General features: G+C 77.0%; 13 protein-coding genes. 7 read left to right on the forward strand and 6 right to left on the reverse strand.

Annotated features, from left to right (window positions below):
• The first annotated feature begins 148 nt into the window (after positions 1–148).
• Positions 149–2,878, forward strand: a complete 2,730-nt coding sequence (lanKC, locus tag AC2TEW_RS19250; RefSeq protein WP_484624582.1) for a class III lanthionine synthetase LanKC — start codon at positions 149–151, stop codon at positions 2,876–2,878.
• Complete coding sequence (locus AC2TEW_RS19255) at positions 2,875–4,128, forward strand: MFS transporter (RefSeq protein ID WP_484624583.1); 1,254 nt, start codon at positions 2,875–2,877, stop codon at positions 4,126–4,128. Before lanKC ends, AC2TEW_RS19255 begins: the two co-directional genes overlap by 4 nt.
• An 18-nt stretch (positions 4,129–4,146) precedes the next feature.
• Here AC2TEW_RS19255 and AC2TEW_RS19260 read toward each other — a convergent pair whose 3' ends face one another.
• Positions 4,147–4,950 (reverse strand): AfsR/SARP family transcriptional regulator, encoded by an 804-nt coding sequence (locus AC2TEW_RS19260; protein WP_484624584.1) that lies wholly within the window; start codon positions 4,948–4,950, stop codon positions 4,147–4,149.
• A gap of 197 nt (positions 4,951–5,147) precedes the next feature.
• Here AC2TEW_RS19260 and AC2TEW_RS19265 point away from each other — a divergent pair, with 197 nt between their 5' ends.
• From AC2TEW_RS19265 to AC2TEW_RS19275, 3 genes are all read left to right on the forward strand, one after another.
• Entirely contained in the window at positions 5,148–8,282 is a 3,135-nt protein-coding gene (locus AC2TEW_RS19265; RefSeq protein ID WP_484624585.1) for a type 2 lanthipeptide synthetase LanM family protein, read from the forward strand.
• 185 nt (positions 8,283–8,467) lie between these two features.
• On the forward strand, positions 8,468–8,602 hold the full coding sequence (locus AC2TEW_RS19270) for a hypothetical protein (RefSeq protein WP_484624586.1): 135 nt from the start codon (positions 8,468–8,470) through the stop codon (positions 8,600–8,602).
• An 89-nt stretch (positions 8,603–8,691) separates the two neighbouring features.
• Positions 8,692–11,748, forward strand: a complete 3,057-nt coding sequence (locus AC2TEW_RS19275; protein ID WP_484624587.1) for a helix-turn-helix transcriptional regulator — start codon at positions 8,692–8,694, stop codon at positions 11,746–11,748.
• A 14-nt stretch (positions 11,749–11,762) separates the two neighbouring features.
• On the opposite strand, the gene AC2TEW_RS19280 is transcribed toward AC2TEW_RS19275, so the two are convergent.
• Both AC2TEW_RS19280 and AC2TEW_RS19285 read right to left on the reverse strand, forming a co-directional pair.
• Positions 11,763–12,785, reverse strand: a complete 1,023-nt coding sequence (locus AC2TEW_RS19280; RefSeq protein WP_484624588.1) for an MASE1 domain-containing protein — start codon at positions 12,783–12,785, stop codon at positions 11,763–11,765.
• A gap of 265 nt (positions 12,786–13,050) precedes the next feature.
• Positions 13,051–13,878 (reverse strand): PP2C family protein-serine/threonine phosphatase, encoded by an 828-nt coding sequence (locus tag AC2TEW_RS19285; RefSeq protein WP_484624589.1) that lies wholly within the window; start codon positions 13,876–13,878, stop codon positions 13,051–13,053.
• Positions 13,879–14,080: 202 nt separating this feature from the next.
• Here AC2TEW_RS19285 and AC2TEW_RS19290 point away from each other — a divergent pair, with 202 nt between their 5' ends.
• Entirely contained in the window at positions 14,081–15,310 is a 1,230-nt protein-coding gene (locus AC2TEW_RS19290; protein ID WP_484624590.1) for an FUSC family protein, read from the forward strand.
• A 15-nt stretch (positions 15,311–15,325) separates the two neighbouring features.
• On the opposite strand, the gene AC2TEW_RS19295 is transcribed toward AC2TEW_RS19290, so the two are convergent.
• The 3 genes from AC2TEW_RS19295 to AC2TEW_RS19305 all read right to left on the reverse strand — a co-directional run bounded on the left by AC2TEW_RS19295 (position 15,326) and on the right by AC2TEW_RS19305 (position 20,444).
• Positions 15,326–17,635 carry a SpoIIE family protein phosphatase gene (locus AC2TEW_RS19295; RefSeq protein WP_484624591.1) on the reverse strand — a complete coding sequence of 770 codons (2,310 nt, stop codon included), beginning with the start codon at positions 17,633–17,635 and terminating at the stop codon, positions 15,326–15,328.
• Between the two features lie 127 nt (positions 17,636–17,762).
• The gene (locus AC2TEW_RS19300) at positions 17,763–19,784 is read right to left on the reverse strand and encodes a SpoIIE family protein phosphatase (RefSeq protein WP_484624592.1); all 2,022 of its coding nucleotides are present in this window, start codon (positions 19,782–19,784) and stop codon (positions 17,763–17,765) included.
• Between the two features lie 195 nt (positions 19,785–19,979).
• Positions 19,980–20,444, reverse strand: a complete 465-nt coding sequence (locus AC2TEW_RS19305) for a hypothetical protein (protein ID WP_484624593.1) — start codon at positions 20,442–20,444, stop codon at positions 19,980–19,982.
• 359 nt (positions 20,445–20,803) lie between these two features.
• Between AC2TEW_RS19305 and AC2TEW_RS19310 the strand changes: the two genes are divergently transcribed.
• Positions 20,804–21,040 (forward strand): DUF6296 family protein, encoded by a 237-nt coding sequence (locus AC2TEW_RS19310; RefSeq protein WP_484624594.1) that lies wholly within the window; start codon positions 20,804–20,806, stop codon positions 21,038–21,040.
• The last annotated feature ends 16 nt before the right edge of the window (positions 21,041–21,056 follow it).

Raw genomic sequence — 21,056 nt, forward strand, 5'->3', positions numbered from 1 at the left:
TCCCTGGTCCCCCCCCCCCTTTTTGTCCCCCTGGTTGGATCCCCCCGCGGCCCGGGCGCGGCGTGGGGGCCCGCCCGGCCCGCGGCCGGCCGGGCCGCCGGACCATCCCCGCCCGAAGACCGCCCAACCAGCCCGGACGGAACCGCTGATGATCTCCTGGCAAGCCCTCCAGTTCTACCTGCCGTTCGACCGGCACTGGTACGAGACGGCCGGCCGCCACCTGCCCGGCCCCGAGCACCTGGCCGTCTTCCGCTCCCTGGCGCCGGACGGCTGGCGGACCCGGCGGCGCGGGCTGTGGTTCATCGCGGACCCGCCGGCGGCCGGGCCAGGCCCGGCGCAGGGCTGGAAGCTCCACGTGACGGCGCTGCCCGGGGAGAGCGTCCCGGTGCTGCGGCTGGCGCTGCCGGTGCTGCTGCGGGCCGGGGTGCGGTTCAAGTTCCTGATCGATCCGTACGCGGTCCGGCTGACCGGCAACAAGACCTTCTCGCGGACCGCGAGCGGCAAGTTCATCACCGTGTACCCGGCCGACGAGCGGCAGTTCCGCGCGGTGGGCGGGGCGCTGGCGGCCGCGCTGGAGGGCCGCAGCGGGCCGTACATCCTCTCCGACCGGCGGTGGCCGGGGTCGACCGCCGTCTACTACCGGTACGGCGGGTTCGCCGCGGTCAACCGGCTGCGGCCGGACGGGCTGAGCGACCTGATGATCAGCGCGCCGGACGGCACCCCGGTGCCGGACGTCCGCGCGCCCTACTTCGAGGCGCCCGACTGGGCCGACGACCCGTTCCCCGCGGAGCCCGAGGAGCCGGACGCGCCGCTGGCCGGGCGGTACACCCCGCACACCGCGCTGGCGTTCGGCAACCGCGGCGGCGTGTACCTGGCCACCGACGCGAAGACCGGCCGCGACGTGGTGCTGAAGGAGGCCCGGCCCGGGGTGATGGTCGGCCGGGCCGGGCGCTGGGCGGCCGACGTGCTGGAGAAGGAGTACCGGCTGCTCACCGAACTGGCCGACACCGGCCTGTTCGTGCGCCCGGTGGACTTCTTCCACGAGTGCGGCCACGCGTTCCTGGCCGAGGAGGTGCTGGAGGGCGTGCACTACGGCCGGCACAGCATCGTCCACAACCCGGTGGTCACCCTCGCCCTGGAGCCCGAGGCGGTGCGCGCCTACCTGCTCGCACAGCGGACGCTGTGGCGCGGCCTGGCCCTGGCGGTCGCGGCCGCGCACGAGCGGGGCATCCTGCTCGGCGACCTGTCGTACACCAACGCCTTCGTCCAGCCGGACGGCGCGACGGTGCGGATCCTCGACCTGGAGACCGCGGTCCGCGAGGGCGAGGACCACCATCTGGGCATCTACACCGTGGGGTTGGCGAGCCCCCGGCTGGTGGCGACGGACCGCTACGACCGGGCGGCCGACTGGCACGCGCTCGGCGCGCTGATCCTCTCCTCGCTGATGGTGGTGAACAACACCACCGGCTTCCACCGGCCGGCCCTGCCGCGGTTCCTGGCCGCCCTGGCCGAGGACCTCGCGCTGCCCGCCGAACTGGTGGACCTGATCAGCTGGTTGACCGACGCCGAGGCCACCGACGGGGACTTCGACGCCGCCGAGGTGGTCGGGCGGATCGACGCGCTGCCGCTGCAGACGCACCCGGGCTGGGACCGGCCGGTGCCGCTGGCGCTGCCCGCGACCGCCCGCCACCACGGCGCCGGCCGGCCGCCGGGCCCGTCGGACGCCGAACTGGCCGACCTGACCGAGCAGGTGGCGGCGTACGCGGAGGCGGTCGCCGACCCGCAGCGCGAGGACCGGCTGTTCCCGGCCGACCCGCTGGTGTTCCAGACCAACCCGCTGTCGGTGGCGTACGGCGCGATGGGCGTGCTGCACGGACTGCACCGGCTGCGCGGCGAGGTGCCCGAGCAGCTGTTGGCCTGGGCGCTCGCCCGGGACGTCGACCCGGGCCGGTACCCGCCGGGCCTGTACCTGGGACAGGCCGGGATCGCCTGGGTCTTCGACGAGCTGGGCCGGCCCGAGGTGGCGGGCGCGCTGATGGACCGGGCCCGCGTCCACCCGCTGCGCTTCGCCGACCCCGGTGTGCTGCACGGCGCGGCCGGGTACGGCACGGCCTGTCTGCACCTGTGGCAGCGGCTCGGCGACGACCGGCTGCTGACGGACGCGCTGGAGGCCGGCGAGGCGCTCGCCGCCGGCTGCGTCCGCGACGGGCGCGGCGCCCGGTGGCCGCAGACCGGACCGGACGGCGAGCGGGTCCGGGTCGGCCACGGCCACGGCGCGAGCGGCATCGCGCTGTTCCTGCTGTACCTGCACCTGGCGACCGGTCAGGAGCGCTGGTACCGGCTCGGCCGGGAGGCGCTCGCCTTCGACCTCGGCCAGGGCACCGTCATCTCCGGCCGGGCGCTGGTCTTCCCGGGCACCGCCCGCGAGCCGGGCGCCGAGGGCGGCGTGCTGCGCAACTACTGGGACGAGGGCACCGCCGGGGTCACCACCACCGTGCTGCGCTACCTCGCGGCCCGCCCGGACGCGGAGCTGCTCGCGGTGCTCCCCCGGCTGCTGGCCGACTCGGCGCGCAAGTACACCGTCCTGCCGCAGCTGTTCCACGGACTGGCCGGGCTCGGCAACGTCCTGCTCGACGCCGGTGAACTGCTCCACGAGGAGCGGTGGTTCGCCGAGGCCGGGCGGGTCGCCGAGGGGGTGCTGCTGAGCCGGATCGACCGTCCGCAGGGCGTGGTCTTCCCCGGTGAGCAGGCGCTGCGCGAGAGCACCGACTTCGCCACCGGCTCGATCGGGGTGGCGCTCTTCCTGGACCGGCTGCGGCACGCCCGCCCGGGCGGGCGGACCAACTTCAACTTCACCGTCGACGGGCTGCTGCCGTGAGCCCGCACCGGCCGCGGCTGCCGCGCCGGGTCTCCCTGCTGGGTGCCAATCCGGCGTTCCGGCGGCTGTGGATCGGACAGTTCACCTCCGGTCTCGGCAGCTCGATGACGGTGCTGTCGATCCCGCTGCTGGCGGTCGCCACCACCGGCTCGCCGGCCCGGGCGAGCGTGCTGGCCACGCTGGGCTTCGTCACCACCTGGCTGACGGCCGTCCCGGCGGGCCAGCTGGCGGACCGGATCGGGCCGCGGCGGCTGATGCTGGGCTGCGACGCGGCCCGGCTGGTGTGCGTCGCCGCGGTGGCGGCGGGTGCCCTGCTCGGCGGGCCGCCGCTGTGGCTGCTGGGCGTGTCGGTGGTGGTCTCCGGCGCCGCGATGATGGCGTTCAACCCCGCGTCCGGCAAGATGCTGCGGACCATCGTCCCCGCCGAGCAGCTGCCCGAGGCGGTCTCCGCCAACCAGATCCGCGGCTACACCGCCGGGGTCGCCGGCCCGGCCGCCGGCGGGGCGCTGTTCGCGCTCGGCCGGGCCGTCCCGTTCGCGCTCGACGCGCTCTCCTACGTGGTCTCGCTGGTGTGCGTCCGCGGCCTGCCGGCCGGTGCCGGCGACGAGCCGGCGGCCGGCGCGCGAGGCTGGCCCGACCTGCGCACCGGGCTGGCGGTGCTGTGGCGCACGCCGTTCCTGCGCGGCACGCTCGGCTACTCGGTGCTGGCCAACACCGCGGTGTCGATGCTGACGTACGTGCTGCTGCTGCGGCCCGGCGCGGACGGCGGCGGCATCGGGGCCTCGCTGAGCGCCGCCGCCGTCTGCGGCCTGGTCGGCTCCGCCTTCGCGCCGTACGTGCACCGGCGGTTCGGGCTGCACCGGATCCTGCTCGGGGTCTGCCTGCTCCGGCTGCTCGGCACCGCGGCGGCCGCGCTGCTCGGCGGTCCGGTCGCGCTCGGCGCGGCGCTGGCGGGCGTGCTGCTGCTCGGGCCGGTGGTGGGCGCCGCGATCGGCACCACCACGCTGCTGGTGGTCGACTACGAGGTGTACGGGCGGGTGGTGGGCACCACCTCGTTCATCGGCGGCGCACTGCAGCCGCTGGCGCCGCTGGCGGCCGGGTTCCTGCTGCAGACGGTCGGGGCGGCGCGGGCGCTGGCCGTGGTGGCCGTGCTGTTCGCGCTGTGCACGGCGGCGGTGCTGGCCGCGCGCCGGGGGCTGGACGTCCAGGTGCCCACGGCGGCGCCGGACGCCGCCCCGGCCGCGGCCTGAACCGGGGCCGCCGGCGGGTCAGCCGGCGGCGGCCCGCCACTGCAGCGCGGGATCGTGGGCGAGCACCCGCTCGGTCATCCGGGCCAGCTCCGGGCCGGGGTCGACGCCGAGCTCCTCGCGCAGCAGCCGGCGCGCCGAGCCGAGGACGGCGAGCGCCTCGGCCTGCCGTCCGCAGCGGTACAGCGCCTGCGCCCGCAGCGCCCAACCGGACTCGCGCAGCGGGTAGTCGGCGGTCAGCTCCTCGCTGTCGGCAAGCGTCAGGTGGTGCTCGCCGAGCGCCAGCCGGGCCGCCACCCGGATCTCCCGGGCGCTCGAGCGCAGCTCCGCCAGGCGGGCGGTCTCGGCCTGCACCAGCCGCAGTCCGGCCAGGTCGGCGTAGGCCGGGCCGCGCCACATCCGCAGCGCGGCCTCCGCGTGCGCCAGCGCCTCGGCGGGGTGCCCGCCGGCGGCGGCGGACGCACCGCCCAGCACCAGCCGGGCGAACCGGGCGCTGTCCAGCGCGTCCCGCCCGAGTTCCAGCCGGTAGCCGCCGGCGCGCCGCAGCAGCACCACCGGTGTCTGCCGGGCGCACCGCCACGGTTCCAACGCCCGCCGCAGGTCGGCGACATAGGTGTGCAGCGCCTGCCGCGGCTTGTCCGGCAGCCGTTCCTCCCACACCGCGTCGATGATCTGCTCCTCGCTCACCAGCGCGCCGCGCGCCAGGATCAGCGCGGCCAGTACGGTCTTGGGGCGGCGGCCGCCGAGCGGGGCACGGATCCCGCGCACGGTCGCACCGATCGGCCCGAGGACGTCGATCGTCGGTTCTGTCGGGTTCAGGTCCATGGGCCGAGCGTGAACCGCGGCGGCGGGCTTCCCAATGGGGGCGGGCCCCCGTATTCCGCCGGGCCGCTCGCCGGAACGCCCGCCGCGCCCCGCTGCGCCCCGGCCGGGGCGTCCGGGCGGGCGTCCGGGCGGGCCCGCGGCGGAATCCGGGGGCCGGCCCCCATGTCCTGACGGTCCGTCGGTGGCATGCTCGGCGCATGACGCATCCTGGGGTGGGGGACGGCCGGCCGGGCGGCCCGTGGTGGGCCCGCGGCCTGACCTTGGCGGACCGGATCGGCGGGCCGGTACCGCCGCGCCCGGCCGGCGACGGCCCGCTCGCGGACCCGGTGGCCGGGCGCCGGCTGCGGGCCTGGCGGGACGACTTCGCCGACGGCCGGTTCGCCGCGCGGCTGGCCGCGGCCGGGCTGGACGAGGCGGGGCTGGCCGCCGTACTCGCCGAGCCGCCCGCCGAACTGGCCGCCCGGGTGGGGGAACCCGCCTGGGCCGCGGAGGTGAGCCGGGTCCTCGCGGCGGCCCCCGCCGCGGGGCGGCTCCCCCCGCCGGGTACGTCCTGGGCGGCGGGTTTCGCGGCGGTGCTGGCCCCGTTCACCGACCTCGCCGCCGACCGGCTGCTGGCCGCCCCGGAACTGGCGGGCGCCTGGGAGCTCGCCGATCCGCAGGCGCTGCGGCGGTGCTTCGCCGAGCAGTTGGCGGCGCTGCTGGTCCGGCAGGCCCGCCGCACCCTGGTGCTGGAGCTCAACGTGGCGCGGGTCGGCGGTGAGCTGTCGGGGGCCACCCCGCAGGAGCGGTTCGCCGACTTCGTCCGCCTGGCGTCCGGCCGCGACCGGCTCTCGGCGCTGCTGGCGGAGTACCCGGTGCTGGCCCGGCTGCTGGCCCAGACCTGCCGGCACGCGGTCGCGGCCTGGACCGAGTGCCTCGGCCGGTTCGCGGCCGACCGCCGGGCCCTGGCGGCCGTCCTGCCGGCGGGCGCCGGTCCCGGGCGGCTGGTCGAGCTGGTGACCGGCGCGGGCGACCGTCACCAGCGGGGCCGGGCGGTGGCGCTGCTGCGCTTCGAGTCCGGCGAGCGGGTGGTGTACAAGCCGCGGCCGGTCGCGGTGCACCGGCACTTCAACGAGGTGGTGCACTGGCTGAACACCCGCCTCCCGGGGCCGGACCAGGCCACCTCGGCGGTGCTGGAGCGGCCCGGGTACGGCTGGGTGGAGTTCGCCCGGGCCGCGCCCTGCCGGGACCGGGCCGAGGTCGACCTGTTCTACCGGCGGCTGGGGGTGCTGCTGGCGGTGCTGCACGTCCTGGGCGGCAACGACATCCACTACGAGAACCTGATCGCCTGCGCCGCCCAGCCGGTCCTGGTCGACCTGGAGACGCTGCTGCACCCGTCCCCGGCCCGGCCGGAGCCGCTGGGCGGCGACCCGGCCCTGCGGCTGCTGAACTCCTCGGTGCACCGGATCGCCCTGCTGCCGTTCCACCTGGTCGGCGAGCACGGGGTGCTGGACATCTCCGGGCTGGGCGGTGACCGGGACGCCGTGCACCCGCTGGACGTCGCGGGCTGGGAGGGGGCGGGCACCGACGAGATGCGGCTGGCCCGCGGGCCGGTGACCTTCCCCGGCGCCGCCAACCGGCCCCGGCTGGACGGCGCCGACGCCGACCCCGGCGAGTACGCCGGGTCGCTGCTGGCGGGTTTCCGCGCCGGGTACCAGGCGCTGGCCGACGGCGCGGACGAACTCGCGGGCCCGGACGGCCTGCTGGCCCGCTTCGCCGCCGACACCACCCGGGTACTGGTCCGGCCCACCCGGCGGTACGCCGCCCTGCTGGACGAGTCGACCCATCCGGACGTGCTGCGCGACGCCCTCGACCGGGACCGGCTGCTGGACCTGCTGTGGCGCGAGTCGGAGGGCGACCCGGTCCGCGAGCCGCTGGTCGCCGCCGAACTGGCGGAGCTCTGGGCGGGCGACATCCCGCTGCTCGGCTGCACCCCGGCGGCCCGCAGACCGGTCGTCGACGGCGTCGGGACCGGCCCGGGCTGGGCCGAGTCCGGGCTGGAGCAGGCGGTCCGGCGGCTGGCCGGCCTCGGCCGCACCGACCTGTACGACCAGGAGTGGATCATCCGGGCCGCGCTGGCCACCCGGCGGCGCGGCCCGGCCGGGGCCCGGTCCGGCGCGCGGCGCGGCCCGTACCCGCCGAGCGTGCCCGACCAGGAACGCCTGCTGGCGGCGGCCGGCGGGATCGCCGACCGGATCCTGGCGCGGGCGCACGGCGACCGCGACCGGGTCAACTGGCTGACCCTGGAGCCGATCGGCGCACAGCACTGGGCCCTGATGCCGCAGGGCGCCGGCCTGGCCGGCGGCTACTGCGGGACGGCGCTGTTCCTGGCCCGGCTGGCGGCGCTGAGCGGCGTCGAACGGTACGCACAGGTGGCCCGGCGGGCGGTACGGCCGGTGCCCGCCCTGCTCGCCGCGCTCGCCGACCGGCCCGAGCACCTGGCCGCGGTCGGCGCCGACGCCTTCGACGGTCTCGGCGGGATCGCCTACGCGCTGGGCCAGCTGACGCACCTGCTGGCCGACCCGGAGCTGGCCGCGACCACCGCGCTGGCGGTGGAGCTGACCGCCGCGGCCGCGGGCCCGGCGCCGGCCGACGGCGACCCGGGGGTGCTCGCGGCGATGCTGGCGGTCCACGCGGCGACCGGCGACCGGCGGGCCCTGGACACCGCCGACCGGTGCGCCCGGCGGCTGGCCGCCGGGCCGCCCGGACCGCCCGCCGCCGGGTCGGCCCTGCTGCGGTACGCGGCCGCCACCGGCCGCGCCGAGTTCGAGCAGCCCGGCCTGCGGCACCTGCTGGCGGCCGTCGCCGGCCCGCCGCCGGCCGTCCTCGGCTGGGACGGCGGTCTGGCCGGGGCGGCCCTGGCGGTCGCGTCGGCCGGGCCCGCGGCGGCCGGCGATCCGCGGCTCGACGGGTTCGTCGCCGCCGCGGTCACCGGCCTCGCCGAGCACGGTCCGCTGCCCGACCACAGCCTGCGGCACGGTGAGGCCGGGGTGCTCGAACTGCTGCTGGCCGCCTCCCCGCAGGGCGCCGTGACGGGCCTGACGGCGGGCCGGGCCGGCACCCTGCTGACCGCCCTGGACCGGTACGGGCCGCGCTGCGCCACCCCCGACGCCGTCGCCGTCCCCGGCCTGCTCGACGGCCTGGCCGGGATCGGGTACGCGCTGCTGCGGCTGGCCTTCCCGGCCCGCACCCCCTCGGTGCTGCTGCTGGATCCCCCCGACTCTCCGGCACCGCGCAGCCCGGCGCCGTCGGAGCCCACCGCCCCATCCGCCTCGAACGGGAGAAGCCTGTGAACGCATCGACGCTGGTCGCCCTCTGGAAGGACCCGGCCGCCCGCGCGGGCTCGGACGTCCGCCACCCCGCCGGGGAGATCCGGCTCACCGCGGCGGGGGGCCCGCCGGCAGACCCCCGCGCCAACCCCATCCCCCGACCTACCAGCGCCCTTTCCCTCCCCCCTTTGGGGGTACCCCTTCCCACTGTGTTTGCCCCCCCCCCGCCCCCCCCCCGCGCCGACCTGCTCACCGGACTGACCGGCGCCCTGACCGGGACCGGCCAGGAGACCATGGACACCACCACCTCCGAGATCACCGTGACGAGTCTGTCCTTCCACTGACGACCCGTCGCTGACCCGACGTCAGACCCCCTGCCGGGCACCGGCATCCACCATGGTGGAAACCCGGCCCGATCCGTTAGCCTCCGTGGATGCTCATCACATCGCCGGTGGTCATCGGACGTGCCCGGGAGCTCGGGCTGCTCGGGGCGGGCCTCGCCGCCGCCCAGCGGGGCGAGGGCCGCGCCGTCTTCCTGCTCGGCGAGGCCGGGATCGGCAAGTCCCGGCTGGCCGCCGAGTGCGCCTACCGGGCGGTCGCGGACGGCACCGTGGTACTCCGCGGCCGCGCCGGCTCCAGCGGCGCACCGGTGCCGTTCCGGCCGATCACGGAGGCGCTGCTGGCGCTGTTCCGGATCGGCGGCCCGCCGCAGGACCCGGCCCTGGCCCCGTACCGGCCGGCGCTGGCCGCATTGGTCCCGGAGTGGCGCGGCGCCGCCGACCCGGAGGTGACGCCCTCGCTCACCGAGACCGCGGAGGCGTTCCTGCGGCTGCTGGCCGCCGTCGGGCGCGGCCCGGCCGGCCGGCGGCCCGCCGGCTGCCTGCTGATCGTCGAGGACCTGCACGACGCGGACGCCGAGACCCTGGCGGTGGTCGACCACTTGGTCGACAACCTCGCCGGCCTGCCGGTCCAGCTGGTCGCCACCCTGCGCTCCGGGACCGGGCCGGCCGCCGAACTCGCCCACGCCGCCGGCGCCCGCCGCGCCGCCGACCTGGCCGAGCTGCGCCCGCTCGCCCCGGCCGAGGTCCGGGCGCTGGCCGAGTCCTGTCTGGCCGCACCGGCCGGCGGGCTCCCGGAGACGGTCACCGCCCGGCTGGTCCGGGACTGCGGCGGCAACCCGTTCGTCGTCGAGGAGCTGCTCAGCGGCATGGTCGCCGCCGGGGTGATCCGCCAGGACGGGCAGCAGGGCTGGCAGGTCGGCGGCGACCTGGGCATCGAGGTCCCCACCACCGTGGTGCGCAGCGTCGCCCAGCGGGCCGCCCGGCTGGACCCGGCCGCCCGTGAACTGCTGTACGCCGCGGCCGTGCTGGGCCGGCGCTTCGCGCTGCCGGTGCTGCAGCTGGTGACCGGGCTGGACGACCGCAGCCTGCTGATCCACCTGCGGGCGGGCATCGACGCCCAGCTGATCTCCCCCGGCGGCCCGGTCGCCGACTGGTACGAGTTCCGGCACGCCCTGACCACGGACGCGCTGCTGGCCGCGCTGCTGCCGGTCGAGCGGGCGGCGATGGCCCGGCGCGCGGCCGAGGCGGTGGAACAGGCCCACCCGGGGCTGCCCGGCGAGTGGCGTCACCTGGTCGCGGTGCTGCGGCAGACCGCCGGGGACACCGCGGCCGCCGGACTGCTGTTCGCCGAGGCCGGCCGCGGCGCGCTGGCCGACGGCGCCGTCAGCTCCGCGGTGTCGCTGCTGGAGCGCGCGCACGGCCTGATCGCCCCGGACGACGGGCCGGACGGGCCGGACGGCCCGGGGCCGGACGGCGGGCCGGCGGTCGGCAGCCTCGGGGAGCGCGCGGCGCCCGAGGACGCCACCGCCGTCCTGGAGAGCCTGGTGTTCGCGCTGGTGGAGACCGGCCGGCTGGACCGGGCGCTGGCGCTGGCCGAGACCGTCCCGGTCGGCGGCCCGGGCGCGCTGGGCGACGCCCGGACGGCGGCCCTGCACACCCGGCTCGCCTGGGCGGCCGTCTCGGCGGGCCGGCCCGCCGACGCGGCCGCCCAGGTGGCGCTGGTACGCGCCCTGCTCACCCGCTTCGACGGCTCCGCGCACACCCCCGCACTGGACGTGGTGGAGGCCCACCTGGTCCTCACCGCCCCCGCCGAGCGCGCCGCCGCCGACCGGACGGCCGAGGCCCAGCGGCTGGCCCGGCGCGCCGCCGAACAGGCCGAACGGGCCGCACTGCCCGAGGTCGCCTGCCAGGCGTGGCAGTTGCTGGCGATGCTGGAGCGCCGGCACGGCTTCGACCGCGCCGACGCCTGCCTGGAGCGGATCCTGGCGCTCGCCGTCCGGGAGTCGCTGCCGACCTGGCAGGTCGACGCGCTACTGCGGCTCGGCGTCAACGAGTTCATGCGCAGCGGCTCCTCGGCCCAGCTCGAACGGGCCCACCGGGCGGCGCTCGGCCTCGGGGCGCTCGGCCTGATGCACACCGCCGAGGCCACCTTGGCCATGCAGGCCGTGCTGCGCGGCGAGTACCGGGCCGCCGGCGAGCTGACCGAGCGATGTCTGGAGGCGACCGCCGGCCTGCGCAACGTCGACCACCACCAGTTCGTCCTGCTCACCCGGGCCGCCGTCGCCGCCCACCAGGGCCGCCGCCCCGAGATGGAACGCGAACTCGACCGGTTCCGCCGCTGGGACGGCGACCGTTCACTGCAGCTCCCGCTGGCGTACGGGAACTGCCGGGCGGTCTGCGCGCTGCTGGAGGAGGACCGGGACCGGGCGCTCACCGAACTGGAGCACGCCCGGCTGTGGGAGGAGCAGAACCCGACCGTCTTCTACCTGAACGGCCGCTACGGGCTGCGCCCGCTGCTGCGCGCGCTGGCCGGGCTCGCCGACCCGGCCGAACACGCCGCCGCGGCCGCCGACCCCGCCGCCGGGCTGCTGTGGAACCGGCAGTTCGAGCGGCTCGCGCACGCCGTGCACGAGGGCCGGGCCGGACGCCACGACGCGGCCGCACTGGCCGTCGAGGAGGCCGTCGCGGCGGGCCGGCCGTTCCTGATGGCCCGCCACCTGGGGCTGCGGCTGGTCGCGGAGGCGGCGCTCGCGGACGGCTGGGGCGACCCGGTGCGCTGGCTGCGCACCGCCGAGGAGTACTTCCACGGCGCCGCGGTCCCGGCCGTCGCCAACGCCTGCCGCCACCTGCTGCGCCGGGCGGGCGCGAGCGTCCCGCAGCGCCGTACCGGCGCCGACCGGGTGCCCGCGGAGCTGCGCCGGCAGGGCCTGACCGTGCGTGAGCACGAGGTGCTGCTGCTGGTCGCGCAGCGGCTGGGCAACCAGGAGATCGCGGCCCGGCTGCACATCTCCCCGCGCACCGTGGAGAAGCACGTCGCCAGTCTGCTCACCAAGACCGGCCGTCCGCACCGCACCGCCCTGAGCGACTTCGCCGCGGCCGCCACGGCCGGCCCGGCGGGCCTCCCGTCGCCGCCCCGGCCGGTGCGCTGAGCCCAGTCGGCCCGTCAGCCGGGCGGCCCGGGCGGCCGGGGGGTGGTGCCGTACGGGCGGTGCTCCGGTCCGGCACCGCCGCGCCGGGGGTCGCCGCCGGAGGCCAGCCGGGACACCACCTCGGTGAGTTCGTCGCAGGCCTGCTGGATCTTGCGGTGGGTGTTCTGCCGTTCGGCGACGATCGCGGCCAGCAGCAGCCCGGTCAGCGCCGCCGAGCCGTTCAGCGCCTGCAGCGTGACCATCTGGTGCAGCACGCTCTGCCCGGCGAACGGCCCGGCGTCCTCGGTCGCGGCGGTGATGGTCAGCACGGACGCCGCCAGCACGCACGGCGCGGCCCCGGCCAGCTCGAACCGCAGGGCCGCCCACACGATCAGCGGAAAGACCAGGAACAGCAGGTCGAACGGGCTGCGCGCGGCCACGTACCCGACCCCGACGGTGACGGCCAGCAGGACGGCGGGCTCCAGCCACCGGGGCCGCAGGTCGGCGCCGGGCAGCCGGAAGCGGTGGGCCGCCAGCAGGACCGGCGCGACCACCAGCACGCCCATGGCGTCGCCGACCCACCAGGCCGACCAGGTCGCCCAGAACTCCTCGCCGGTCAGCGAGCCGCCGACCAGCAGGGTGGTGCTGCCGACGGTGGCGCTGATCAGCATCCCGGCCAGCGCGCCGAGGAAGACCAGCGCCACCCCGTCGCGCAGCCGGTCCAGCTCGGGCCGGAAGCCCGCCCGGCGCAGCGCGAGGCAGGCGCAGACCGGGGCCAGCGTGTTGCCCGCGGTGATCGCCAGGGCGCCGGCGTCCACCGACCCGATGCTGGCGATCACCAGCAGCGCCCCAGCGGCCACGCCCGGCCACAGCCGCAGGCCGTACAGCAGCAGGGCGGTCACGGCGATGCCGGTGGGCGGCCAGAGCGGGGTGACCCGGGCGCCGGCCACCACGACCTGCTCCAGCAGGCCCAGCCGTCCGGCCGCGAAGTAGGCCGCCGCGACGGCGGCCGCCTGCAGGCCGACCCGGAGGAGGCGGGACGCGTCGATTCTCACCATCCCGGACATCAGACCGCGTGGGCGGCCCGCACGCGGCCGTGACACGCGCGGCCCGGCCGGGGCACTTCCACGGGACGGGGCCCGCCGGCGGTGACAGGGCGCGTCTGCAGGCGGCCGCCGGGCCCGCAACGCTCCCCCCGGCCTCCGGCCGGTGGGTGTCCCCGGCCGGGCGCCCGCCCGGATCACCCGGGTACAACCCGGTGTGCGGGCGGTCCCGGCTCCCACCCGCCCGGGCGCCCGGTGCCGCGACCCGCTCCGACGCGCCCTACCGCGCCTCGCGGTCGTCGCGCAGCACCAGTACGGCGGCGTCGTCGGTGTGGCCGGTCAGCTCCGCGACCTTGATCACCTCGGCGGCGAGCTCGTCCGGCTCGGCCCGGACCCCGGCCCGGACCACCCGTTCCACCTCGGCCAGTCCCTCCTCGACGGAGAACGAGGGGCCCTCCACCACGCCGTCGGTGACCAGGACGTAGGCGCCGTCGGTGGGCACCCGGTGGCTGACCACCGGGTAGTCCTCGCCCGCCAGGATGCCGAGCGGCAGCCCGCCGGAGTCGTCCCAGGCGACCCCGCCCCGGCCGTCGGGGCCCGCCCACACCGCGGGGACGTGCCCGGCCCGGGCCACCGTGAGGTCGCCGTGCGCGGGGTCGAAGCGCAGGAAGGTGCAGGTCGCGAAGAGTCCGAAGTCGAGCGAGACCAGCAGGTCGTTGGCGTGCCGCAGCACCTCGCCGGGGTCGACGGCGAAGGAGGCCACGGCCCGCAGGCCGACCCGGAGCTGTCCCATGAAGGCGGCGGCCTCCACGTCGTGGCCCTGGACGTCGCCGATCGTGAAGGCCAGCGCGCCGTCCGGCAGCCGGAACCCGTCGTACCAGTCGCCGCCGATGTCCAGGCCGTTGCGGGCGGGCGCGTAGCGGGCGGCGGTGCGCAGTCCGGGGCAGCGCGGCAGCTCTGCGGGCAGCAGTTCGCGCTGGAGCGCCTCGGCCAGTTCGACCCGGGCCCGCTGCATCTCCGCGCGTTCCAGCGCCTGGGCGGTGAGCCGGCCGAGTTCGCTCAGCAGGTCGTCGGCGCTCGCGGGACGGTCGGGACGGCGTCGCACCACTGACCCTCCGGGAGCTCGGTCTGCCGGGCCGCGGCCGCCTCGTCCGTCGCCGCGCCGGGCCGTACGGTCATGCTATTTCCGCCGCCCGCGCGCTGCCGCCCGTACCGGTGCGGCCCCCGGGCCGGGCCGCGCGCAGTGACCATCCGGGTGTGAGATCACCTCTCCCCCGCTGGCGCGGCCGGGTCGGGGGAAGGAGACAGGAATGCCAGCGCTCACCGAGACACTCACCGACCGGGTACGGCGGCGCCTCAGGGACCCCGTCGTCGTGCTGACGATCCGGGCGACCGTCGCGGCCACCATCGCGTACGCGGTCGCGGTGCAGCTCAGCAGCGAGCCGGCCCCGCTGACCGCGCCGCTGACGGCGCTGCTGGTGGTCCAGGTGACGCTGTACTCGACGCTCACCACCAGCATCCGCCGGGTGAACTCGGTGGTGGTCGGGGTGGTGATCGCCATCGGGTTCAGCTCGGTGATGGGCCTGTCCTGGTGGAGCCTGGGGCTGATCATCCTCGCCTCGCTGACCATCGGGCAGTTCGTCCGGGTCGACGAGTTCGTCAACGAGGTGGCGATCAGCGCGATGCTGGTGCTCGGCGTGACCCGGCTCGCCTCGCAGGCCTGGGACCGGGTGCTGGAGACCCTGATCGGCGCGGTGGTGGGTCTGCTGTTCAACCTGGTGTTCGCGCCGCCGGTGTGGGTGGACACCGCCGGCGAGTCGATCGAGGACCTCGCCCGGCGCGCCCGCCACCTGCTGCTGCGGATCGGCGAGGAGCTGGGCAGCCCCACCCCGGTGGAGCGGGCCGCGGCCCGGCTGCACGAGGCCCGCGCCCTCGACCAGGCCATCGCCGACGTGGACGGCGCGCTGCGGCAGGCCGAGGACAGCCTGCGGCTGAACCCGCGGATCAGCGAGGGCCTGCTGTCGCGGCTGGTGCTGCGCACCGGGCTGGACACGCTGGAGATCTGCGTGGTGGTGGTGCGGGTGCTGGCCCGTTCGCTGACCGACCTGGCCAAGCGCCGCGGCGCGGACGAGGCGCTGTTCCCGCCGGACGTGGCGCTGGCCCTGGAGGAGCTGCTGGCGCACGTCGGCGGGGCGCTGGTCAGCTTCTCGGTGCTGGTCAGCACCCAGGTGAGCCGCAACGCGGAGGAGGCGGAGGCCCGGCTGGCGGCGGAGCTGGCGGCCGCCTGGGCGAGCCGGGAGAACGTCGCGCAGATGCTGCTGCGCCGGGTGCAGGAGCACCCGAAGGCGTGGCAGCTGCACGGGTCCCTGCTGGCCGAGGTGGACCGGATCCTGGACGAGCTGGACCTGGAGCACCGCACCCGCAGGCTGATGGAGGAGCTGGACCGGGCGTCGGTGGCCAACCGGGAGATGTTCACCCGGCTCGGCCGGCTGCGGCGGTTCGCCCGCGGCGAGGGCCTGCGGCGCCGGAGCGCGGCCTGAGCGGTCCGGGCGGCCCTACCCGGCGGTGCCCGGGACCTCCTGCTCGGTCCAGATCGCCTTGCCCTGGTCGGTGTAGCGGCTGCCCCAGCGGCTGGTCAGCTGGGCGACCAGGTAGAGGCCGCGGCCGCCCTCGTCGGTGACCCGGGCCCGGCGCATCCGGGGCTGGGTGCTGCTCGGGTCGGAGACCTCGCAGATCAGCCGTTCCGCGCGGATCAGCCGGACACCGACCGGGCCGCCGCCGTACCGGATCGCGTTGGTGACCAGCTCGCTGACCACCAGTTCGGTGGTGAAGGCCAGCTCGTCCAGTCCCCAGGCCTCCAGCTGGGCGGTCACCGACTCGCGGACCCGGGCGACGGCGGCCGGGTCGGGTTCGACGTCCCAGGCGGCGGTGTCGCCCGGGGGCAGCACCCGGGTCCGGGCGAGCAGCAGGGTGACGTCGTCGGACTGGCGGTGCGGCGGCAGGCTCTCGGTGATCTCCCGGCCGGCCTCGGCGAGCGGGCGGGTGGTGACCGCGGCGCGGCCGAGCCGGGTCCGCAGTTCGGCCATGCCGTCGTCCAGGTCGCCCTCGCCGCCGCCGATCAGGCCGTCGGTGTAGAGCACCAGCACGCTGCCGGCGGCCGGTTCGATCTCGGCCACCTCGAACGGGAAGCCGCCGACGCCGAGCGGCGGTCCGGGGCTGAGCTCGACGTACCCGATGGCGCCGTCCGGGTGAACGACGGCGGGCGGCGGGTGGCCTGCGCTGGCCATCACGCACCGCCCGGACACCGGGTCGTACACGGCGTACAGGCAGGTCGCGCCGGCCGGGGCCGGTTCCCGGCGGACCCCGCCGCCGTCCGGGTCGTCGGCCGCCTCCACCACCAGCTGCGAGACCAGGTCGTCCAGGTGCACCAGCAGTTCGTCCGGGCCGAGGTCCAAGTCGGCGAGGGTGCGCACGGCGGTCCGCAGCCGGCCCATGGTCGCGGTGGCCTCCAGGCCGTGGCCGACCACGTCGCCGACCACCAGGGCGATCCGGGCGGAGGACAGCGGGATCACGTCGAACCAGTCGCCGCCGACCCCGCCGTCGGTGTCGGTGGGCAGGTAGACGCTGGCGGTGACGGCCGCGGGGGTGTCGGTCGCGGCCGGCGGCAGCAGGCTGCGCTGAAGGCTGACGGCGGCCCGGTGCTCCCGGGTGTAGCGGCGGGCGTTGTCGAGGGCGAGCGACGCCCGGGAGGCGATCTCCTGGAGCAGTTCCAGGTCGGTGCTCTCGTAGCGGTCGCCGGCCGGGTCCCGGTAGGCGCGGATCCGGCCGAGCAGGATGCCGCGGGCGCGCAGCGGGGCGGACATCGTCGGGCGGCCGTCCGCGGTGCTGGTGGCGGCGGGTACGGCGGCGCCCGCGGCCTCCACGTACACGGTGGTCCCGGTGGGCGGTTCGACGGTGTCGGGGCCGACCGCGGCGGTGCGGCGCAGGCTGAGCAGTCCGGCGGCGTCGGGGAGCGGGTCGTCGCCGTTGAAGACCGCCTCGGCGACCTCGACCACGGCGGCGTCGGCGAGTCCCGGGACCAGGACGGCGACCAGGTCCACGCAGGTGCCGGTGACGGACAGCGAGCCGCCGAGCGCGGCGGTGGCGCGGTGCAGCAGTTCGAGGCGCCGGCGCGAGCGGCCGAGTTCGGTGACGTCGGTGAACAGCGCGGTCACCCCGATCGGCTTCTCGCCGTCGGCCTGCAGCCGGAACGCGGAGATGCCCATCACCCGTCCGCCGCGCGGGTCGAGCACGGTCCGCACCAGGGCCTCCGGCAGCACCAGCGGCCGGCCGCTCTCGAGCACGTCCCGCAGCAGCACCTCGATCGCCTCGGCGTCCTCGGCGCGCAGGAAGTCGGCCAGCCGCATGCCGTTGAGGTCGGTGGGGACCCCGCTGTAGGGCAGCAGGTTGGTGTTGGTGCGCAGCAGCCGCAGCTGGTCGTCGAAGACCGCGAGGCCGACCCGGTCCTGGAGGAAGAGTCCGCTGGCGAAGGCGTCGTCCTCGCGCCACCGGACGACCTGGTCGGCCGGGGCGCCGAGCACCAGGAAGCCGTCGGGGCCGGGGCCGGCCAGCGGCAGCACCTGGAACGCGATGTCGGTGGGGTTGCCCCGGGCGTCCAGCAGCGCCACCCGGCCCTCGCGGGCGCCCGCCAGCGCGTCCCAGCGGTCGGGGTCGGCGAGCAGGTCGCGCACCGGCCGGCCGCACACCTCGCCGGCCGGCCGGCTCAGCAGCGCCTGGGCCGCGGCGGTCCAGCCCACGACCACGCCCTCGGGATCGAGGACGGCCGCGGCCAGGCTCCCGGTGAACGGGTGGCGGAATCTCTCCATGGTGTGCGCACCTCACGCGGTCGGCGGGCGGGCCGGTCCACTCCTCCTCATCCTGCATCGGATGGCGGTGCCGCGCGTGTCTGCGGGCGGTCGCCGGACGGGTGGCGGGCGGGCATCGGCGGTGGCCTCACAGCCGCGGCCGGAAGACCAGCAGCGCGATGTCGTCCCGGACGTCCGCCACCCGGCGCAGCCGGTCGCAGAGCTGCTCGACCGGCAGGTGGCGGGCTTCGGTGGCGGCGGCGGCGAGCCGGTCCAGGCCTTCGCTCAGGCCGGTGCCGGGGCTCTCGACCAGGCCGTCGGTGTACAGCAGCAGGGTGTCCCCGGCGCCCAGGACCCGGCGGTGGATGCTGCGCGGCGCGTCCGGGTCGACGCACAGCGGCAGGTCGGCGCGGGGGCCGGTGAGGAGCCGGGCGGGGCCCTCGGCGGGGATCAGCAGCGGCGGGGGGTGCCCGGCGTTCGCCCAGACCACGTGCCAGCCGTCGGCGCGCAGGGTCAGGTGGGCGTGCACGATCGTGACGAACGGCGCGACCTGCAGCCCTTCGGCGGCCCGGTCGAGCTGGGCGAGGATGTCGGCCGGGGTGGCCGGGCGGTTGCTGTTGTAGGCGAGCGCCCGCAGCATGCTGCGCAGCTGGCCCATCGCGGTCGCGGCGGTCAGGTCGTGGCCGGCGATGTCGCCGATGGCGAGCGCGAGGGTGCCGTCGGGCAGGAAGAACGCGTCGTGCCAGTCGCCGCCGATCTCGGCGGTGGTGCTGGCCGGCTGGTAGCGGGCGGCGAGGTCGGCGCCGGGCACCTCGGGGACCGGGGTGAGCTGGGCCCGTTGCAGGATCAGCGCGGTGCGGCGGGCGTGCTGGTGCTCCAGGGCGTTGCGCAGCGGCCGCTGGGCCTGCTGGAGGACCTCGCCGAGCAGGGCGATGTCGGCGGCGCTCGGCGGCGGGCTCTCGCCGCAGCCGGCCGCCGCGGCGAAGGCGACCACCGCGGAGTCCACCACGATCGGGACCAGGACCAGGCTGGTGGCGCGGGCCTCGGCCAGCCAGCGCAGGGAGACGTCGGGCAGGACGCCGTCCGGGGGGTGGCCGGCGGCGAAGGTGATCAGCCGGGGCCGGCCGCTCTCGATGACCTCCTGGGCGACCGGCCCGACCCGGTAGGTCTGGCTGCGCAGCGCGGGCAGGGCGGGCAGGCCGGGCCGGGCGGCGGAGGCGACCCGGGTGCCGATGATGCCGTCGGCGAGGGCCGGGCCGTCGCCGTCGGGCAGCCGGAACACCGCGCAGGCGTCGGTGAGGTCGGGCACCACCGCCTCGGCCATCGCGGCGAACGCGGCCTGCAGGTGGTGGGCGGGGGCGGCGGCGACCTTGGCGCGCAGCTGTTCGCGCAGCCGGGCCCGCCACTGGTCCTCGATGTCGGCGGTGGCGCCGATCCACTCGGTCACCCGGCCGTCGGCGAAGACCGGGACCGCCCGGGACTTGACGTGCCGGTACTCGCCGGAGGCGGTCAGCACCCGGAAGGTGGTCTCGAACATGGCGGGGGTGCCGGTGGCGGCCTCGGCCCACGCCTGGACCAGGCGGGGGGCGTCGCTGGGGTGGATCAGTTCCAGCCAGCCCGGGTCCATGGTCGAGCGCCATGGGGAGCCGGTGAGGTCCTGCCAGCCCGCGACCAGCTCGGTCATGGTGCCGTCGGGGCGCAGCAGCCAGACCATCTGGGAGACCGCGGTGACCAGCGCCTTGTAGCGCTCCAGGGCCTGCTGGTGCTGGAGGGAGAGCTCCTGGGCGCGTTCGGCGGCCACCACTTCGGTGGTGGTGTCGACGGCGACGGCGAGGACTCCGCGGCCGTGCCGGGAGCGCACCGGGGTGCAGCTGTAGACGAAGTAGCGGGGGCCCGGGGCGCCGGGGGCGGTGCCGACGGTGGCCCTGGGGGCGCTGACCTGGCGGGCTTCGCGTTCCTGGTAGACCTGGTCGAGCAGGGCGAGGAACGGGGCGGCGTACTCGTCGGCGAAGGCGTCGGCGGCGGGCAGGTCGAGGGTCCGTTCGCCGAACAGCCGGCGGAAGGCGTCGTTGTAGTAGACCAGCCGGTGTTCGGGGCCGCTGAGCAGGGCGACCGAGACGATGGCCCGGTCGAAGACCTCGGGCACGAATTCGGGCTCGGCGGCGTCCACGGGCGGCGCCCTCCTCTCGGGCTCGGCGCGCGGGCTCGCGCGGCCGGTGCGCTGGGTACGGCCGGGGCCGCGCGGACTCGGGTGCCCACTCCCGTCCGACGCTACGAGACCGGCCGGGGTTGCGCATGCCGTCGCCGGGCCGGACGGCCGGGGCCCGGCCGCAGTGCGACCGGGCCCCTTGCCTCGCCGGACGGCTCAGCAGGCGATCGGGAGGTCCAGGGTGACCGGGTTGGGCGACCACGGGAACGACGCGACGGAGAAGCTCGCGTGCACGGTGGAGCCGCACGGGACGGTGGCGGGGATGCCGTGGACCTGGATGGTGGAGGCGGTGAAGTTCACGTTCTGGTTGACGGTGCCGAGCGAGGCGCCGCCGACCAGGTTGGCGGACAGGCTGGTGACCAGCTGCTTGGGCTGGGGCGCCGGGCTGCCCGGGGAGGGCGGGCCGGCCAGGCCGACCTGGCCGTAGATCTCGACGCCGGTGCCGGTGACGTCGGCGCAGACCTTGGTCGCCAGGCCGGCCTGGTAGCCCAGGTATCCGCAGGTCGTGGTGGTGGTGACGGCGGCGGTACCGGCCTGCGGGGCGGTGGCGGCGGTGGCCGGGGCGACACCCAGGGCGGTGAGGCCGGCGACGCCGGCGGCGATCAGGGCAAGACGGCTCATCGGTGGTTCTCCTCGTGCGGGTTGCTCGTACGGACGGACGGCCTCCTGCGGCGTTCCCGCAGGAGGCATCTGACATGTGATATTTCACATCAGACCTGAAGACAGAGTGGCATGGATTCGAACAGCTCATGCGATCTTCACAACAGATCGGTGCCGGATGTGATCCAGCTAACTCGCCGCTCCGGGCGGCGGCGTGACGCCTGGTCAGGGTGATGGCCCGTCAGCGCAGCCGCCCGGCCGACCGGGGCGACCCGCGCCGGAACGGGCCGCCGGCCCCCGCGGACCCGGGCGGCACGGACGGGCTGGGCCGCCGGAGCGTGTCTAGGATGAGTGCCGGGGGCCGCACAGGAGGGCCGCGTATGAGTCAGGGCAAGCGCTACGCGTTGACGTTTCCCGGCGCGCCGGGCACGCACGCTCCGCAGGACGTGGTGGTGGTCGAGGCGACCGGCAGGACCGGCCCCGGCGGGCATCCGGTGTACGAGGACGCCTCCGGGATCGTCCGGGCCGAGATCAGCGACCGCGACGAGGTCAGGATGCTCGCCAGCGGCGGCAGCCAGAACACCCAGACCCCGATCCACGCGGTGCCGCTGCCCTGACCCGGGTACGGCCGCG

It is taken from the genome of Kitasatospora sp. NEAU-CNBT7 (assembly GCF_057220535.1).

Excerpts from the sequence above, each read along its gene's own strand:
- lanKC (WP_484624582.1), top strand. The coding sequence starts at position 149 with ATGATCTCCTGGCAAGCCCTCCAGTTCTACCTGCCGTTCGACCGGCAC.
- AC2TEW_RS19260 (WP_484624584.1), bottom strand. The coding sequence starts at position 4,950 with ATGGACCTGAACCCGACAGAACCGACGATCGACGTCCTCGGGCCGATC.
- AC2TEW_RS19265 (WP_484624585.1), top strand. The coding sequence starts at position 5,148 with ATGACGCATCCTGGGGTGGGGGACGGCCGGCCGGGCGGCCCGTGGTGG.
- AC2TEW_RS19275 (WP_484624587.1), top strand. The coding sequence starts at position 8,692 with ATGCTCATCACATCGCCGGTGGTCATCGGACGTGCCCGGGAGCTCGGG.
- AC2TEW_RS19280 (WP_484624588.1), bottom strand. The coding sequence starts at position 12,785 with ATGGTGAGAATCGACGCGTCCCGCCTCCTCCGGGTCGGCCTGCAGGCG.
- AC2TEW_RS19290 (WP_484624590.1), top strand. The coding sequence starts at position 14,081 with ATGCCAGCGCTCACCGAGACACTCACCGACCGGGTACGGCGGCGCCTC.
- AC2TEW_RS19295 (WP_484624591.1), bottom strand. The coding sequence starts at position 17,635 with ATGGAGAGATTCCGCCACCCGTTCACCGGGAGCCTGGCCGCGGCCGTC.
- AC2TEW_RS19305 (WP_484624593.1), bottom strand. The coding sequence starts at position 20,444 with ATGAGCCGTCTTGCCCTGATCGCCGCCGGCGTCGCCGGCCTCACCGCC.
- AC2TEW_RS19310 (WP_484624594.1), top strand. The coding sequence starts at position 20,804 with ATGAGTCAGGGCAAGCGCTACGCGTTGACGTTTCCCGGCGCGCCGGGC.